Raw genomic sequence first — 15,263 nt, 5'->3', positions numbered from 1 at the left:
ATGGAGTTGTCTGCCTGGCCGACGGTCGTCGGCTCGGTGGCGCACCCGGCCGTACGTGGGTGGTGTCGGCCGGGCGGTCGTGAAGATTTATCACGGCCGCAATATTGATCACAGGGGTGGGGTGTGGCGCATCGCACAGGTAAAAGCGGACAAAGAACGCCCGAATGCGGCAAAACCGGCTACAAAGGTGACGGGATCGTTATCCGGATTTGAGCGTCCTCTGAGCGAACGCCCCCGAGGGGGCGAAACCGTACGAACTACGGCATCAGGGTCGTCACCAGGGTCTCCTGGAGCCCGCCGAGCCACAGGTACGCCATGACCATCGGCTTGCGCGGGTCCTCGTCCGGGAGCCGGTACAGCAGGTCGGTGTCGTCCTCGTCGGTGATCTCCAGCCGGGAACCGATCGCCAGCCGCAGGTCGTTGAGGGCGCCGAGCCACTGCCGGGACTCGTCGGGCGACAGCTTGAGCACCGCCCCGCCCTCGTCCACCGGGGCGAGCGCGTCGAGGCTGCGGATCACCCCGAGGGCGTTCTCCCGCTTGCCGGCGCGCAGGTCGTTCTCCGTGAAGCGGCGGAACTCGGCGGAGTGCGCCCGCCGCTCCTCGGCCTCCGCCGACGAGGCCGGGACCTCCTCCGGGTCGCCGTAGGCGTCCGGGAAGAGCCTGCGCAGCACCGGGTCGGAGGGGGGCTCGCTCGGGCCCTGCGCGAACAGCTCGGCGAGCGGGTCGTCCGGGGCGTCGGCGCCGGGTCCGGGACCGATGAGCTCCAGGAGCTGGACGGCCAGCGACCGGATGATGGAGATCTCGACGTCGTCGAGGGCGACGGCCGCGCCGCCGCCGGGGAGCGGTTCGAAGTGTCCGGGCATCGGGGTGCGTTTACTTCCGGTCCTGCTGGAGGGTGGCCCACAGACCGTAGCCGTGCATCGCCTGCACGTCGCGTTCCATCTCCTCGCGGGTCCCGCTGGAGACGACCGCCCGGCCCTTGTGGTGGACGTCGAGCATGAGCTTGGTGGCCTTGTCCTTGGTGTAGCCGAAGTACGTCTGGAAGACGTACGTCACATAGCTCATGAGGTTGACCGGGTCGTTGTGCACGATGGTGACCCAGGGGACGTCGGGCTCGGGTACGGCGAAGACCTCCTCCGCCGACTCGGTGCGTTCGATCTCTACGGGCGCGGGTGACGTCACACAGCCATGCTGCCACGGCCCCCATAAATCGTCACACCGACGAAAAGGGAGTACGATTCCTCGCCATGAACACAGCGGACCTTGGGCTGCCGGTGGACGTTCCCTCGACGGCGCTCTTCACGGACCAGTACGAGCTGACGATGCTGCGCGCCGCGCTGAAGGCCGGTACGGCCGAACGGCGCAGCGTGTTCGAGGTCTTCACCCGGCGGCTGCCGGACGGGCGCCGCTACGGCGTGGTGGCCGGAACCGGCCGTGTCCTGGACGCGGTGGAGAACTTCCGCTTCGACTCCGCGGTCCTCGGCTTCCTGCGCGAGCGGGACATCGTCGACGACGAGACCCTGCGGTGGCTCGCCGACTACCGCTTCGGCGGGGACATCTGGGGCTACCCCGAGGGCGAGGTGTACTTCCCCGGCTCGCCGGTCATGCGCGTCGAGGGCAGCTTCGCCGAGTGCGTCCTGCTGGAGACCGTGATCCTGTCCATCCTCAACCACGACTCCGCCATCGCCGCCGCGGCCTCCCGGATGGCCGCCGCCGCCGGTGACCGCCCGCTGATCGAGATGGGCGCCCGCCGCACCCACGAGCTGGCGGCGGTGGCCGCAGCCCGCGCCGCCTACGTCGGCGGCTTCGCGACCACCTCCGACCTGGCCGCCGGCTTCCGCTACGGCATCCCGACCGTCGGCACCTCCGCCCACGCCTTCACCCTGCTGCACGACCGCGAGCGCGACGCCTTCCAGGCCCAGGTCGACACCCTCGGCCGGGGCACGACCCTCCTGGTGGACACCTACGACGTCGCCGAGGCCGTCCGTACGGCGGTGGAGGTGGCCGGCCCCGAGCTGGGCGCGGTCCGCATCGACTCCGGCGACCTGCTGCTGGTGGCCCACCGGGTGCGCCAGCAGCTGGACGAGCTGGGCGCGACCGGCACGAAGATCGTCGTGACCTCCGACCTGGACGAGTACGCCATCGCCTCGCTGGCCGCCGCGCCGGTGGACGCGTACGGCGTCGGCACCCAGCTGGTGACCGGCTCCGGGCACCCGACCTCCTCCATGGTCTACAAGCTGGTGGCCCGCGCCGAATCCGCCGACCCGAAGGCGCCGCTGCTGCCGGTCGCGAAGAAGTCCAGCGGCGGCAAGGTGTCCGTCGGGGGCCGCAAGTGGGCGGCGCGGCGGCTGGACGCGGAGGGGGTCGCGGAGGCCGAGGTCATCGGCACCGGGGCGGTCCCGGCCGAGCTGGCCGACCGGCAGCTGCTGGTGGAGCTGGTCAAGGGCGGCGAGGTGGTCGCCCGGGAGCCGCTGGACGTGGCCCGGGACCGCCACATCGCGGCCCGCGCGAATCTGCCGCTCTCCGCGATCCAGCTGTCCAGGGGGGAACCCGTCATTCCGACGGAGTACGTCCAAGGGCGCTCGGGTAGCTAGAGCGGGACCCCGTCCGCCCCTCGACGCCCCCTCCCGCCAGAGCCCGGAATTCTCTAGGCTCAGTTACTTCACTCTCAGTCGAAGGACACCCACCATGCGCCGCGCCTTGATCGTCGTAGACGTGCAGAACGACTTCTGCGAGGGGGGCAGTCTCGCGGTGGCCGGCGGTGCCGACGTGGCCGCCGCCATCACCGAGCTGATCGGCCAGGCGGCGGGCACCGGATACCGGCATGTGGTGGCCACCCGCGACCACCACATCGCGCCCGGCGGCCACTTCGCGGACAACCCCGACTACGTCCGCTCCTGGCCCGCGCACTGCGTCGCGGGCACGGAGGGGGTGGGCTTCCACCCGAACTTCGCCCCGGCCGTCGCCTCCGGCGCGGTGGACGCCGTGTTCGACAAGGGTGCCTACGCGGCCGCGTACAGCGGCTTCGAGGGCAAGGACGAGAACGGCGTCTCCCTGGCCGACTGGCTGCGCGCCCGGGAGATCACGGAGGTGGACGTGGTGGGCATCGCCACGGACCACTGCGTACGGGCCACCGCCCTGGACGCCGCGCGGGAGGGCTTCCGCACGCAGGTCCTCCTGGACCTGACGGCCGGGGTGGCGGGCGAGACCACCGAGCGGGCCCTGGAGCAGCTGCGGGAGGCGGGCGTGGAACTCACCGGCAAGCCCGTGGTGAGCGGCTAGGAGGGCGCCCGCGGGGGGCGCGGACAAGCGCGCGGGCGGCCACCGGGCCGCGCCCGCCGGCCTGCTGCCGCTCTCCTCACCGCACCAGCGCCGGCCCGCGCAGCAGCGCCCGGATCGGGTGCCACAGCTCCGTGACCATGACAGCGTTGTCGGCCGGTGCCGTGCGCCATATGAGGCCGTCGGGGTGGTGCAGGACCGCCGTGATCTCGTCCGGCGTCGGAGGCTCGGCGTTCCCCCGGAGGTAGATCGCCCGCAGGCCCAGGTTCCGGAGCCTGGTCAGGGCCCGGGCACGGTTCTGGGCGTGCACGAGCACCCGCACCCCGGCGGAGCCGTACGGCAGGTTCAGCGCCACCACCACCGTGCCGTTCGGCAGCTTGCAGAAGCCTCCAGCGGCCATGCGGTCACATCCCCGTTCCGGTCGGTGTCAATAAGCGGTCCACAGGACGCACCTAAACACGACCGGCGGCAACCCGCCAAGGGGTTGCCGCCGATACGTCTGTGACCTGCGGTGATGCGGACTACTTCACCGCGGGGCCGACCTTGAGCTGGATCGTGGAGCCGTCCTTGGCCTCCTTGACGATCGTGATCTTGGTGTTGGTGTCAGTGACCTTCACCCCGCCCGTCGGGTTCGACGGGTCGTAGTAGGTGCTGGTGTGGTCGTTGAAGACCCGGACACCCTTCGAACCCTTGATCTTCAGCGCGACGTCGGCCTTGTGCAGCGTGATGCCGTCCGTGGCGTAGAGGCTGAACGGCGAGTCGTAGGCCTGGATGCGGTTGCGCAGCAGCGTGCCGTCGGTCCACTTCAGCGCCTTCGGGTGCGAGTCGACCGGCAGGATCAGACCGGAGCCCGGGTGGCCGTTCGCGGCGTTCGTGTTGTTGTCCGCCTGCGAGGTGTCCCACTTCCAGATCAGCAGGCCGTTCTGGTACGGGTAGTGCTCCACCCAGTCCGGGCGCGACGCGAAGCCGAAGTTGTACGGGCCCGTCTTCAGCGTCTTGTCGTACGACACGTACTGCCGGTTCTCGGCGATGTAGTACTGCTTGTAGTCCTTGGTGAAGGACGCGCCGATGCGGGAGAAGCCGTCCGCGGTCCAGCCGGCGTCCGCGCTCTCGGCGTCGTCCGAGAACAGCGGGGTGCCGTCGGCGGTCACGGCGATCTCGTCGGCCGTGAAGCCGTTCTCCGCGACACCGCCGTCGGTGGCGTAGCGGAAGCGCAGGTCGATCTTCTTGCCGGCGTAGGCGTCGAGCGGGAACACCAGCTTCTTGTGCGTCTGCGAGAAGCCGCTGAGCGCCGGCTTGCCGCTGGCGTCGACCGGCAGGGCCTGGCCGTCGGCGGTGCCGTCCAGGGCGGTCCAGTTGGCGCCGCCGTCGGTCGAGACCTCGGTGTAGACGTAGTCGTAGCCGGCCTCGGTGGCCCACCAGCCGTCCAGGGTGAGGCTCGCCGAGGACTTGCCGGTCAGGTCCACGGAACGGGTCAGGGTGTTCTTCAGGTTGTTGCCGCTGCCGCTCCACCACTGGGTGGCGCCCTGCGCCGGCTCGGTGATGGTGGTGCTGACCGCCTTGTCCGGCAGGGTCACCACGAGGGCCTGCTTGTCCCAGGTGTTGTACTCGGCGACGCCCAGCTTGTGCGTGGACTGCTTGCCGGCCTTGGCGGTGTCGTAGTTCAGCCAGCCCAGCTGGAGCTTGTCCCAGGCGTTCATGTCGCCGGGCAGGTCGCCGATGGACTCCTTGCCGGTGCCGAGCCAGGAGCCGGACGACATCAGCGTCCAGAAACCGGTGGAGTTGTCGCCGCCGGCGGTGTCGTACTCGTCCGGCAGACCGAGGTCGTGGCCGTACTCGTGGGCGTAGACGCCGAGGCCGCCGTTCTCCGGCTGGATGGTGTAGTCGCCGACCCAGACGCCGGTGTCGCCGACCTGCGTGCCGCCGAGCTTGTTGTTCACGGGGCCGGTGGCGCCGGCGTCGGTGCCGAAGGCGTACCAGCGGTGGGCCCAGATCGCGTCCGTGCCCTGGGCGCCGCCGCCCGCGGACTCGTCCTCACCGGCGTGCACGATCTGGAAGTGGTCGACGTAGCCGTCCGGCTCGTTGAAGTTGCCGTCGCCGTCGTAGTCGTACCGGTCCCACTGGTCGTACTGGGCGAGGTCCTTCTTGATGTCGGCGTCGGTGCGGCCGGCCTTCTTCTGCTGGGCGACCCAGGCGTTCAGGCCGTCGCTGACGACGTTCCACACGCTCGGGCAGTTGGTGGAACCGCAGGCGTTGTTGCCGTAACGGGCCTCGTTGTAGGGGACCTTGACCCAGTCGGAGACCTCACCGGAGACCGAGTAGCGGCCCGAGGACTGCTTCTCGTAGTACTTCTTCAGCGACTCGGTCTTCTTGCCGGTGCCGAAGTAGAGGTCCTGGAAGTGCTTCTGGTTGTAGTCCTTCTGCCAGGCCGTCGAGTTGTCCTTCTTGCGGTCCGGCGCGGCGATCGTGTTGTGCAGCGGGCCCGCGGTGCCGCCGAACTTGGGGTCGGTCTTGTCGCCGAACTCCACCAGGATCGTGAAGATCTTGTCGGTCTTCTCGCGGCTCAGCTCGACGTACTTGCTGTGCCCCTTGCGGCTCTTGAGCTCGACGACCTTGGAGCCGTTGCGCTCCTTCGCGGTGGCCTTGCCCGCTATGAGCTGGTTCAGCGCTTCCTTGCGCTGCGCCTCCTGGGTCTTGCTCAGGGGGCCGTCCAAATCGTGCGTGTGCTGCTTCACCGGAGCCGGGTCGTGCCGGTTGGCGGCGGCGCTCTGGGCCTGGGTGCCCGCCTCCGCGACGGCGAAGGTGGCGAACGTGGCGGAGGCCGCCGCGAGCGTCACACCGATGGCGGCCGCTCTGAACGTCCAGGATCTGCTGGTCACTTGAGTTCCTCCCCCGCGCCGCGCACACGGACAGAGGGTTCCGGGTTATGGAGGAATCCGTGCGCGCACGATCAACGCGTGTAGTCAAGTGACGACATTTGACTAGAGGTTTAGCTGAAAAAACAGACCTTGACTTGAGCAGGACAAGTGCACTATGCGGAGGTGGCGTTCGCTTTACGGACGCGTGTCACCGACGCCAACGGGCGCAGACGAATGCCCGTTTGGCCGGGACGGTGACTCCATGCGCCCCCTGTGCACCGGTACCGTGGGTTAGGTCACGCTTACCGGGCGTCCCGCTCGGGCATGCAGGCCAACAGAGTGGCACCCCCGACTTCCGAAGACTGCCGAGGACACGATTGCCATGCCTCGTCCGACCGCCGCACAGCTCGCCTACGGTTCCTGCACCGTGATCTTCTCGACGCTCGCCATGCTGCTGCTGTCCCAGACGAGTTCGGGCGTCGGGGTCGCCGTCATCGCCCTCGCGGCCCTCGCGCTGGGCCTGCTGGTCGCCCTGACGGTCGCCGTCCCCGGGGTGCGCGCGGAGCGGGCGCCCGCCGGGCCCGTCGCGGAGGAGGAACGCGTGCCCACGGCGCTGTGACCGCTCCCGGCAGGCGGCTCAGCCGGTGCTGACCACCACCGTCTTGGCCGCCTTGTCGTGCAGGCCCTGTTTGTACGGCTTGTCGAAGAAGCTCCAGCCGCCCGAGACGGCCGTCCAGACGCACGCGCAGCAGAAGGCGAACGGTACCCACAGCACCAGGGAGCGGATCAGCATGGTCTGCACGGAGGGCGTGGCGCCGTTGTCCAGGTTGGCCACCCGCAGGCCGAGCCACTTCTTGCCGAGGGTCTGCCCCGACCTGGACATCATGACGGTGTCGTACGCGATGTAGAGCACGGCGGCGATGACGGACTGGACGAGGGACCTGCCGACCTGCGCGCGCTCGCTGTCGATGGTGTACGCGCTCACCCCGACCGCCCAGGTGAGCAGCAGCACGACGATGCCGACCAGGATCATGTCGATGATGCGCGCGAGCGTCCGCTTGCCGCTGTCGGCCAGTGGGGGCATGCCGGCCAGCGGGTCGGCGGGGTAGCCGCCGGGACCGTAGGGGCCGCCGCCCGGACCACCGTCGTAAGGACCGCCCGGACCACCGCCGTAGGGACCGCCGCCGTAGGGACCGCCCGCGCCGCCGCCCGGCGGAGGGGGCTGGGCGCCGCCGTACGGGGCGCCGTACGGCGAGCCCGAGCCCTGGTCCGACGGGGGCCGCTTCCTGAAGGGGTCGTCCTCGGGGGGCTGCTCTCCGGAGCCGGGGGGCGGTTCGCTGCTCATGGCCCGAGTGGAACCCGAAGAGCGCGGCCGCGCATCCGGCAGACGGCCGGACGGAGTACGCGCGCTCAGCCGGCCACGAAGGTGTGGGCCGCCTTGTCGTGCCAGCACTGGTGCCAGGGCCGGTCGAACAGGCACCACAGCACGCCCACGATCCCGACGGCCAGCAGGCCCGGCACGCTGAGAACCAGCCAGCGGCGCAGTGCCGCGCCGAACGCCGGGGGCTCGTGCGCCTCGATGTCCCGGACCTCGAGACCGCACAGCTTCTTGCCGAGGGTGCGGCCCCACCTGGCCGTGGGGAGCACCTCGTACAGGACACCGGCCAGGAGCAGGACGGCCAGGACGATGCCGAGGCTGGTGCCGGTCGTGCCGTCGACCAGCCAGACCGTGACCTCGTGGCCGGAGAGCCGGGCCGCGTCGATCTTCCGCTGGACGTGGTCCACGGCCCGGACGCCGAGCGGGACCGCCGCGGCGGCCGTCACGGCGCCGATGACGACGAGGTCGATCAGCCGCGCGGCGAGCCGCTTGCCGAGTCCGGCGGGGCGGGCGGCTGCCTGCCGGCGCGCGGCGGCCTGGAAGGGGTCTTCCACCGGCGGCTTCCACGGCGCCACGGGCTGGTCGTCCCCGCCCCCGGCCAGCTGGTGCACCTGCTGCGCCCAGGAGGTCTGCCCGCCACCGGGTCCGCTGGTCAGCGGGGTGGCGGGGACACCGGCCTGACCGGGAACCCCCTGATGGGGTACCGACGGCGCCACGGGGGCGGGAGCGGGGACGGCCGGGGAGGGCGGGGGCGCGGGGGCCGGCTGCGGAATGGACGGCGCCTGCGGTCCCTGGGCCGCCGGGGGTGTCCGCTCGGCGGCGGCGCGGGCCGCGGCGGCCTTTCCGGCGCCGAAGCCGGAGTTCGCGGGCGCGCCGAGCGGGCCCTGCGCGCCGAAGCCGGCCGGGCCGCTGTCGGTCCCGGACGGGCCCGGCGGGGCGGGCGGGACCGGACGGAAGGTCAGCGTGCCGTCGTCGGTGCGGTCGGCCGCCGCCGGGCCGGGGACCGGGCGGCGGAAGATGAAGGTGCCGGGGTCGTGGGGGTCGTCCCGCGCCGGCGGGATCGTCGCGGTGCCGTCGGTCCGGGCGGTGGCACGGCCGTCGGGGGCCTCGGCCGGCACCCGGGGGTCGGCACCCCAGGGTTCACCGGGCCGGCCCCACTGCGCGCCCGGCGCGCCCTGCGCGGGCCGGGCGCCCTGCCGGTCCGGCTGACCGGCGCCGCCCGGCTGCTCGCCGTCCGGCGGGTCCTCGTCGAAGAAGTGGGGGCCCGTCTCCTCCACGGAAGGGAGCGCCGGGCGGGCGCCGGGGGGCGGGGTGAGCGGTTCACCGTTCTCCGGCGCCGGGCGGCTCGTGCCGGGCACCCAGGAGGCGCCGTTCCAGTACCGGACGTAGCCGGGGATGGACGGGTCCGGGTAGTAGCCCTCGCGGGGCCGGTCGTCGCCGGGGGCCGGGGTTGGGGCGCTCATGTCCGTCGTCCCGTATCTGCTCGGGGGTGGGATGGGGGCCTCCACATCTATCAGACCCGGGCATCCCCCACCGCCAGTCCCGCCGGACCCACTCCTTTCCGGGCAACGCCGTACGAGGCTCCCCCGGGGGCCGGCGAAAGGAATGTCCGCCGACCCGCGTAATGGTCCGGCCCCGGCCCCCTCTCCCCCGGTACGGGCCCGTCCCGGCGGCCCCGACACGAAAGGAGACGCTGGTCATGCAGTACACCGTGGTGGAGCGCGAACTCGAACTGAGGCTCATCCTGTCGCCGGAGCGGAGCGTCCCGGTGCCGGCCCGGCTCGGCTACCGCTCCGACGACCCCTACGCCGTCCACATCACCTTCCACATCGACTCGGCGCACCCCGTCGACTGGACGTTCGCCCGCGACCTGCTGGTGGAGGGGGTGTTCCGGCCGTGCGGGCACGGGGACGTGCGGGTGTGGCCGGCGAAGGCGGACGGGCGCGGTGTCGTGCTGATGGCGCTGAGTTCACCGGACGGCGACGCGCTGCTCCAGGCGCCGGTCCCGCAGGTGTCGGCCTGGCTGGAGCGGACGCTGCTGGCGGTGCCGCCGGGCGCGGAGGGCGGGCGGCTGGGCATCGACGACGCGCTCGACCACCTCCTCGCCCGGTGAACGGCCCCCGGGGCTCGTCAGAACAGCTTGCCCGGGTTGAGGATGCCCAGCGGGTCGAAGACCTGCTTCACCGCCCGCTGCATCTCCACCCCGACCGGGCCGATCTCCCGGGCCAGCCACTCCTTCTTCAGGACGCCGACGCCGTGTTCGCCGGTGATCGTGCCGCCCAGTTCCAGGCCGAGGGCCATGATCTCGTCGAAGGACTCGCGGGCCCGGCGCGACTCCTCGGGGTCGCGGGCGTCGAAGCAGACGGTGGGGTGCGTGTTGCCGTCGCCGGCGTGCGCGCAGACCCCGATCGTGAGGCCGTACGCGGCGGCGATCCGCTCCACGCCCTCCAGCATGGCGCCGAGCCGCGAGCGGGGCACGCACACGTCGTCGATCATCGTCGTGCCCTTGACCGCCTCCAGCGCGGTCAGCGAGAGCCGCCGGGCCTGCAACAGCATCTCGGACTCGGCGGCGTCCTCGGCCGGGACGACCTGTGTGGCGCCGGCGGCCTCGCACAGGGCGCCGACGGCGGCCAGGTCGGCGCCCGGGTCCGGGGTGTCGAACGCGGCCAGCAGCAGCGCCTCGGTGGTCTCGGGCAGCCCCATGTGGGCGAGGTCGTTGACCGCCTTGACCGTCGTACGGTCCATCAGTTCGAGGAGGGACGGCACGTGACCGCGCTCCATGATCCGGCAGACGGCGTCGCAGGCGTCCGCCGCGGAGGCGAACTCGGCGGCGAGCACGAGCTGCCGGGGCGGCTTGGGCCTCAGCGCGAGGACGGCCCGGACGATGATGCCGAGCGAGCCCTCGGAGCCGACGAAGAGCCGGGTCAGGTCGTAGCCCGCGACGCCCTTCGCGGTGCGCCGGCCGGTGGACATCAGGCGGCCGTCGGCGAGGACGACGTCCAGGCCGAGGACGTACTCGGCGGTCACGCCGTACTTGACGCAGCACAGGCCGCCGGAGGCCGTGCCGATGTTGCCGCCGATGGTGCACATCTCCCAGCTGGAGGGGTCCGGCGGGTAGTACAGGCCGTGTTCCTCGACCGCGCGGGACAGGGCCGCGTTGACCACGCCCGGTTCCACCACGGCGATCCGGTCCACGGGGCTGATCTCCAGGATGCGGTCCATCTTGGTGAGGGACAGCACGACACAGCCCTCGGTGGCGTTGGCGCCGCCGGACAGGCCGGTGCGGGCGCCCTGCGGGACGACGGGGACGCGCAGTTCGGTGGCCGTGCGCAGGACGTGCTGGACCTGCTCGACGGTGCGCGGCAGGACGACGACGGCGGGGCTGCCCGCCGGGCAGAAGCTCGCCATGTCGTGGGCGTAGGAGGCCGTGACGTCGGGGTCCGTCAGGACGGCCTCGGGCGGCAGGCCGGCCAGGAGCCGGTCGGTGAGGTTACCGGTGTGCTCGTCGCGGGGTGCTTCGATACGGCTCATGATCACAGCCTGTCACTCGCGGCCATCGGTGTGAACCCCGCCCGTGCCGCTCCGGGGCCACGCGGATGTGCTCGTCGTATTGACGCACAGTGAGCGCCATGGACAACCGACAGTGCGTGGGTACGTCCCTGGTCCCGGAGCCGCCGGCGCCGCGCCGGCGGGCGCGCCGCCGGGGGCTGCGGCGGGCGCTGGTCGCCTCGCTGGCGGGCGGTGTCGTGGCGGGCACGGTGCTGATGCTGCTGCCGCACGAACGGCGGCACGGGCCGGCCGCGCCGCCCGCCGCCGGTCCGCAGGCGCGGCCACGGGCGCAGGCGCCGGCGCTGACGTCGGTGACCTACGGGGTGCCGGCCGCGCTGCCCGGGCTGACGGCGCTCATCGGGCGGCAGGAGCGGCTGGTGCGGGCGCAGCCGGGGGACGCCCGGGCGTGGGCGGTGCTGGGGTCGGCGTACGTGGAGCGGGGGCGGCGGGCGGGGGACGCGGCGGACTACCCGAAGGCCGAGCGGGCGCTGCGGTCCTCGCTGGAGGTGCGGGGCGGCCGGAACACCGAGGCGCTGGACGGCCTGGCCGCGCTGGCGCTGACGCGCCGGGACTTCCCGGCGGCGAAGGACTACGGCGAGCAGGCACTGAAGGCGGCGCCGAAGCGGTGGCAGGCGTATCCGCCGCTGATCGACGCGTACACCGGGCTCGGCGACTACGAGAAGGCCCGCTCCAGCCTGGACAAGCTGCTGGCGCTGCGCACCGACGCGGCGGCGCGGCCGGCCGTGATGGCGCGGGCCTCGGCGGTGTACCGGGACCGGGGCTGGCGCGAGGACGCGGTGGCCCAGCTGACCGACGCGGCGGCGGCCGCCCGCACCCCGGCGGAGCAGGCCGCGTGGCTGACCGGGCTGGGAGAGCTGGCGTGGGAGCGCGGGGACCTCGCGGACGCGCTGCGGCACTTCGAGGCCGCGCTGCGGCTGGATCCCGACCAGCGGACGGCATCGGTCGGGCGGGCGCGGACGCTGGCCGCGCTGGGGCGCACGGCGCAGGCGCTGGCCGCGTACCGGGCCGCCGTCGCCAGGCGGCCGGACCCGGCGGATCTGCTGGAACTGGGCGAGCTGTACGAGTCGCTGGGGCAGCCCGGGGTCGCCGAGGAGCAGTACACGCGGATGAAGGCGGCGGTGCGGCAGGCCGTGTCCGGCGGGGTGGACGAGGATCTGCTGATCGGGCGGTTCGAGGCCGACCACGGGGACCCGCGGGACGGCGTGGAGCGGCTGCGGGAGGAGTGGCGGCGGCAGCCGGGGATCGAGGTGGCCGACGCGCTGGGCTGGGCGCTGCACCGGGCCGGTGAGGACGAGGAGGCGCTGACCTACGCGACCACCGCGACGGACAAGGCGAAGGGGGGCGGGGTGCGCAGCGCGCTGTACGCGTTCCACCGGGGCGTGATCGAGGCGGAGCTGGAGCGGTACGGCCCCGCGCGGCGGCACCTGGAGGAGGCGCTGCGCATCAACCCGTACTTCTCGCCGCTGAAGGCGCCGATGGCGCGGGAGGCGCTGCGGGAGCTGGGCGACGTACCCGACGAGCCGCCGCCCAGCGAGTAGGGCCCGCCGTTACAGGTTGCCCCGCTTCTCCTGCTCGCGTTCGATCGCCTCGAACAGCGCCTTGAAGTTGCCCTTGCCGAAGCCCATGGAGCCGTGCCGCTCGATGAGCTCGAAGAACACGGTGGGACGGTCCTGGACCGGCTTGGTGAAGATCTGCAGCAGGTAGCCGTCCTCGTCGCGGTCGGCCAGGATCTTCAGCTCGCGCAGGGTCTCGACCGGCACCCGGGTGTCGCCGACCCACTCGCCGAGGGTGTCGTAGTAGGAGTCGGGGGTGTCGAGGAACTCGACGCCGGCCGCCCGCATGGTGCGGACCGTCTGCACGATGTCGTTGGTGTTGAGCGCGATGTGCTGGACGCCCGCGCCGCCGTAGAACTCCAGGTACTCGTCGATCTGGGACTTCTTCTTGGCGATGGCGGGCTCGTTGATCGGGAACTTGACCTTGAGGGTGCCGTCCGCGACCACCTTCGACATCAGCGCGCTGTACTCGGTGGCGATGTCGTCGCCCACGAACTCCTTCATGTTCGTGAAGCCCATGACCTTGTTGTAGAAGGCCACCCACTCGTTCATCCGGCCGAGTTCGACGTTGCCGACGCAGTGGTCGACGGCCTGGAAGACGCGCTGGGCGGGCGGCTCGACGATCGGCCGGGCGGCCGTGTAGCCGGGCAGGTAGGGGCCGTCGTAGCCGGTGCGCTCGACCAGGGTGTGCCGGGTCTCGCCGTAGGTGGCGATGGCGGCGAGGACGACCGTGCCGTGCTCGTCCTTCAGCTCGTACGGCTCGGCGACGCTCCTCGCGCCCTGCTCGACGGCGTACGCGTAGGCGGCGCGCGCGTCCGGGACCTCGATGGCCAGGTCGACGACGCCGTCGCCGTGCGCGGCCACGTGCTCGGCGAGGAAGCGGCCCCAGGCGCTGCTCGGCTTGATCACGGAGGTGAGGACGAAGCGGGCGGAGCCGCTCTCCAGCACGTAACTGGCGGTCTCGCGGCTGCCGTTCTCCGGTCCGGAGTAGGCGACCAGCCGCATGCCGAAGGCGGTGGAGTAGTAGTGCGCCGCCTGCTTGGCGTTGCCCACGGCGAAGACGACCGCGTCCATTCCCTTGACCGGGAAGGGATCGTCCTGCCGGGCGGCCGTACCGGGAGTGAGGTCTGTGGTCTGCGTCATAGCCGAAGGGTGGCTCCGCTCTGCAAGGTGCGCAATAGTTCGCGCAATCGCTGGGCAGTCTGACCAGCGGTACGGCCGTCTCGGCGGTCTTTCTGTACAGGATGACCATCTCTGGGGGTCCCGTGGCGATCGATCATCTGGACGGACGCATCATCGTGCTGCTGGCCCGGGAGCCGCGCATCGGGGTGCTGGAGATGTCCCGGCGGCTGGGCGTGGCGCGCGGGACCGTGCAGGCGCGGCTGGACCGCCTCCAGACGAACGGGGTGATCCGGGGCTTCGGTCCCCAGGTGGACCCGGCGGCCCTCGGCTATCCGGTCACCGCGTTCGCCACCCTGCAGATCCGGCAGGGCCAGGGCGCCGACGTACGGGCGTACCTGGCGACCGTGCCGGAGGTGCTGGAGCTGCTGACCACCACCGGCAGCGGGGACATGCTGTGCCGGCTGGTGGCCCGCTCGAACGCCGATCTCCAGCGGGTGATCGACCGGGTCGTCGGCTTCGACGGCATCGTCCGGGCCTCCACGGCGATCGTCATGGAGAACCCCGTTCCGCTGCGGATCATCCCGCTGGTGGAGCAGGCGGCGGACATCGAACGGTCGTAGGCGGTCCCGAACCCGTGGATCAGCAGCCGGGCACCGGGCCCTTGCCCTTCTCCAGCGCCACCAGGGAGTCCACCGCGCCCTTGAGCGTGGTCACCGGGACCAGTCGCAGCCCCTTCGGCAGCTCCGCCCTGGCGTCGGCGCACTCCGCCTTCGGCACCAGGAAGACGGTGGCCCCGTCGCGGCGCGCGGCCCGGGTCTTCAGGGCCACCCCGCCGACCGCGCCGACCCGGCCGGCCGCGTCGATCGTGCCCGTGCCGGCGATGACGCGGCCCCCCGTGAGGTCGCCGCCGCTGCCGTCGCCGTCCAGCTTGTCGACGATCCCCAGGGAGAACAGCAGCCCCGCGCTGGGCCCGCCCACGTCGGCGAGCTTCAGCGTCACCTTCACCCGGTCGGCGCCGAGGCCGAGGTACTTCAGCGCCGCCTGGGTCGCCGCGTCCTGGGACTGCCGCATCTGTGCCTCGTTGTGCTGCTCGATCTCCTTGACGGTGTCCCCGCTCGGGTAGACCGAGTCGCGCGGCAGCACCGCGCGGTCGGTGCGGAACCAGCTGTCGACCACGTCGCCGAGCCCGACCCGGGCGTCCGGACCGGTCGCCTCGATGGTGGTCATCCGCAGCTGCCCGCTGGTCCTGCGGGTCTCCGCCCCGGACACCGTGATCACCGGGGTGCCCTGGTTCCGCCCGAGCACGTTCGCCGTCATGCCGGGCTGCGCCACCGAGAACGGCAGCGGCGCGAACGCGGCCGTGGCGAGCAGGGCCACGACGGGCAGCGCGCAGACGGCGAGGGCCTGGAGGCGTGTGAGACGTGAGAGCACGACCTCAATCTAACGCGCCGACCAGGTACGCCTTCTGCCGCGTACGGGTCCCGCCGGGCCGGGTGCGGGTCC

General features: G+C 72.2%; 15 protein-coding genes. 6 read left to right on the top strand and 9 right to left on the bottom strand.

The window, feature by feature from the left end:
- Positions 1-257: 257 nt before the first annotated feature.
- Positions 258-863 carry a DUF2017 domain-containing protein gene (locus tag AB0947_RS12555; RefSeq protein ID WP_366750335.1) on the bottom strand — a complete coding sequence of 202 codons (606 nt, stop codon included), beginning with the start codon at positions 861-863 and terminating at the stop codon, positions 258-260.
- Positions 864-873: 10 nt separating this feature from the next.
- Complete coding sequence (clpS, locus tag AB0947_RS12550; RefSeq protein ID WP_014672994.1) at positions 874-1,182, bottom strand: ATP-dependent Clp protease adapter ClpS; 309 nt, start codon at positions 1,180-1,182, stop codon at positions 874-876.
- 65 nt (positions 1,183-1,247) lie between these two features.
- Here clpS and AB0947_RS12545 point away from each other — a divergent pair, with 65 nt between their 5' ends.
- Both AB0947_RS12545 and AB0947_RS12540 read left to right on the top strand, forming a co-directional pair.
- Positions 1,248-2,594, top strand: a complete 1,347-nt coding sequence (locus AB0947_RS12545) for a nicotinate phosphoribosyltransferase (protein ID WP_366750334.1) — start codon at positions 1,248-1,250, stop codon at positions 2,592-2,594.
- A 94-nt stretch (positions 2,595-2,688) separates the two neighbouring features.
- Positions 2,689-3,282 (top strand): isochorismatase family protein, encoded by a 594-nt coding sequence (locus AB0947_RS12540; RefSeq protein ID WP_366750333.1) that lies wholly within the window; start codon positions 2,689-2,691, stop codon positions 3,280-3,282.
- A 76-nt stretch (positions 3,283-3,358) separates the two neighbouring features.
- Here the strand turns inward: AB0947_RS12540 and AB0947_RS12535 are convergent, their stop codons facing one another.
- Positions 3,359-3,679, bottom strand: coding sequence for a hypothetical protein (locus AB0947_RS12535; protein WP_366750332.1), 321 nt, complete (start codon positions 3,677-3,679; stop codon positions 3,359-3,361).
- 121 nt (positions 3,680-3,800) lie between these two features.
- Complete coding sequence (locus AB0947_RS12530) at positions 3,801-6,158, bottom strand: immune inhibitor A domain-containing protein (protein ID WP_366750331.1); 2,358 nt, start codon at positions 6,156-6,158, stop codon at positions 3,801-3,803.
- 361 nt (positions 6,159-6,519) lie between these two features.
- Between AB0947_RS12530 and AB0947_RS12525 the strand changes: the two genes are divergently transcribed.
- On the top strand, positions 6,520-6,756 hold the full coding sequence (locus AB0947_RS12525; protein WP_366750330.1) for a hypothetical protein: 237 nt from the start codon (positions 6,520-6,522) through the stop codon (positions 6,754-6,756).
- An 18-nt stretch (positions 6,757-6,774) separates the two neighbouring features.
- Here AB0947_RS12525 and AB0947_RS12520 read toward each other — a convergent pair whose 3' ends face one another.
- The gene (locus tag AB0947_RS12520; protein ID WP_366750329.1) at positions 6,775-7,482 is read right to left on the bottom strand and encodes an RDD family protein; all 708 of its coding nucleotides are present in this window, start codon (positions 7,480-7,482) and stop codon (positions 6,775-6,777) included.
- 65 nt (positions 7,483-7,547) lie between these two features.
- Entirely contained in the window at positions 7,548-8,978 is a 1,431-nt protein-coding gene (locus AB0947_RS12515) for an RDD family protein (protein WP_366750328.1), read from the bottom strand.
- Positions 8,979-9,214: 236 nt separating this feature from the next.
- On the opposite strand from AB0947_RS12515, the gene AB0947_RS12510 reads away from it, so the two are divergent.
- Complete coding sequence (locus AB0947_RS12510) at positions 9,215-9,628, top strand: SsgA family sporulation/cell division regulator (RefSeq protein WP_366750327.1); 414 nt, start codon at positions 9,215-9,217, stop codon at positions 9,626-9,628.
- Between the two features lie 17 nt (positions 9,629-9,645).
- On the opposite strand, the gene AB0947_RS12505 is transcribed toward AB0947_RS12510, so the two are convergent.
- The gene (locus AB0947_RS12505; RefSeq protein WP_366750326.1) at positions 9,646-11,052 is read right to left on the bottom strand and encodes an FAD-linked oxidase C-terminal domain-containing protein; all 1,407 of its coding nucleotides are present in this window, start codon (positions 11,050-11,052) and stop codon (positions 9,646-9,648) included.
- Positions 11,053-11,144: 92 nt separating this feature from the next.
- Here AB0947_RS12505 and AB0947_RS12500 point away from each other — a divergent pair, with 92 nt between their 5' ends.
- Positions 11,145-12,623 carry a tetratricopeptide repeat protein gene (locus AB0947_RS12500; protein WP_366750325.1) on the top strand — a complete coding sequence of 493 codons (1,479 nt, stop codon included), beginning with the start codon at positions 11,145-11,147 and terminating at the stop codon, positions 12,621-12,623.
- A 9-nt stretch (positions 12,624-12,632) separates the two neighbouring features.
- Here the strand turns inward: AB0947_RS12500 and hppD are convergent, their stop codons facing one another.
- Complete coding sequence (gene hppD, locus AB0947_RS12495) at positions 12,633-13,781, bottom strand: 4-hydroxyphenylpyruvate dioxygenase (protein WP_366750324.1); 1,149 nt, start codon at positions 13,779-13,781, stop codon at positions 12,633-12,635.
- Between the two features lie 122 nt (positions 13,782-13,903).
- On the opposite strand from hppD, the gene AB0947_RS12490 reads away from it, so the two are divergent.
- A complete protein-coding gene (locus AB0947_RS12490; RefSeq protein ID WP_366750323.1) occupies positions 13,904-14,380 on the top strand; it encodes an Lrp/AsnC family transcriptional regulator in 477 nt (158 codons plus the stop codon).
- A 19-nt stretch (positions 14,381-14,399) separates the two neighbouring features.
- On the opposite strand, the gene AB0947_RS12485 is transcribed toward AB0947_RS12490, so the two are convergent.
- Positions 14,400-15,191 (bottom strand): S16 family serine protease, encoded by a 792-nt coding sequence (locus AB0947_RS12485; RefSeq protein WP_366750322.1) that lies wholly within the window; start codon positions 15,189-15,191, stop codon positions 14,400-14,402.
- Between the last annotated feature and the right edge of the window lie 72 nt (positions 15,192-15,263).

The sequence above is a fragment of the Streptomyces sp. NPDC047841 genome (assembly GCF_040704085.1).
Taxonomy (GTDB): domain Bacteria; phylum Actinomycetota; class Actinomycetes; order Streptomycetales; family Streptomycetaceae; genus Streptomyces; species Streptomyces argyrophylli.
This window is presented reverse-complemented; position numbering and strand designations above follow the sequence as displayed.

Coding starts and splice junctions, on each gene's coding strand:
- AB0947_RS12515 (WP_366750328.1), bottom strand. CDS start 8,978: ATGAGCGCCCCAACCCCGGCCCCCGGCGACGACCGGCCCCGCGAGGGC.
- AB0947_RS12545 (WP_366750334.1), top strand. CDS start 1,248: ATGAACACAGCGGACCTTGGGCTGCCGGTGGACGTTCCCTCGACGGCG.
- AB0947_RS12540 (WP_366750333.1), top strand. CDS start 2,689: ATGCGCCGCGCCTTGATCGTCGTAGACGTGCAGAACGACTTCTGCGAG.
- AB0947_RS12535 (WP_366750332.1), bottom strand. CDS start 3,679: ATGGCCGCTGGAGGCTTCTGCAAGCTGCCGAACGGCACGGTGGTGGTG.
- AB0947_RS12520 (WP_366750329.1), bottom strand. CDS start 7,482: ATGAGCAGCGAACCGCCCCCCGGCTCCGGAGAGCAGCCCCCCGAGGAC.
- AB0947_RS12500 (WP_366750325.1), top strand. CDS start 11,145: ATGGACAACCGACAGTGCGTGGGTACGTCCCTGGTCCCGGAGCCGCCG.
- AB0947_RS12555 (WP_366750335.1), bottom strand. CDS start 863: ATGCCCGGACACTTCGAACCGCTCCCCGGCGGCGGCGCGGCCGTCGCC.
- AB0947_RS12510 (WP_366750327.1), top strand. CDS start 9,215: ATGCAGTACACCGTGGTGGAGCGCGAACTCGAACTGAGGCTCATCCTG.
- hppD (WP_366750324.1), bottom strand. CDS start 13,781: ATGACGCAGACCACAGACCTCACTCCCGGTACGGCCGCCCGGCAGGAC.
- AB0947_RS12525 (WP_366750330.1), top strand. CDS start 6,520: ATGCCTCGTCCGACCGCCGCACAGCTCGCCTACGGTTCCTGCACCGTG.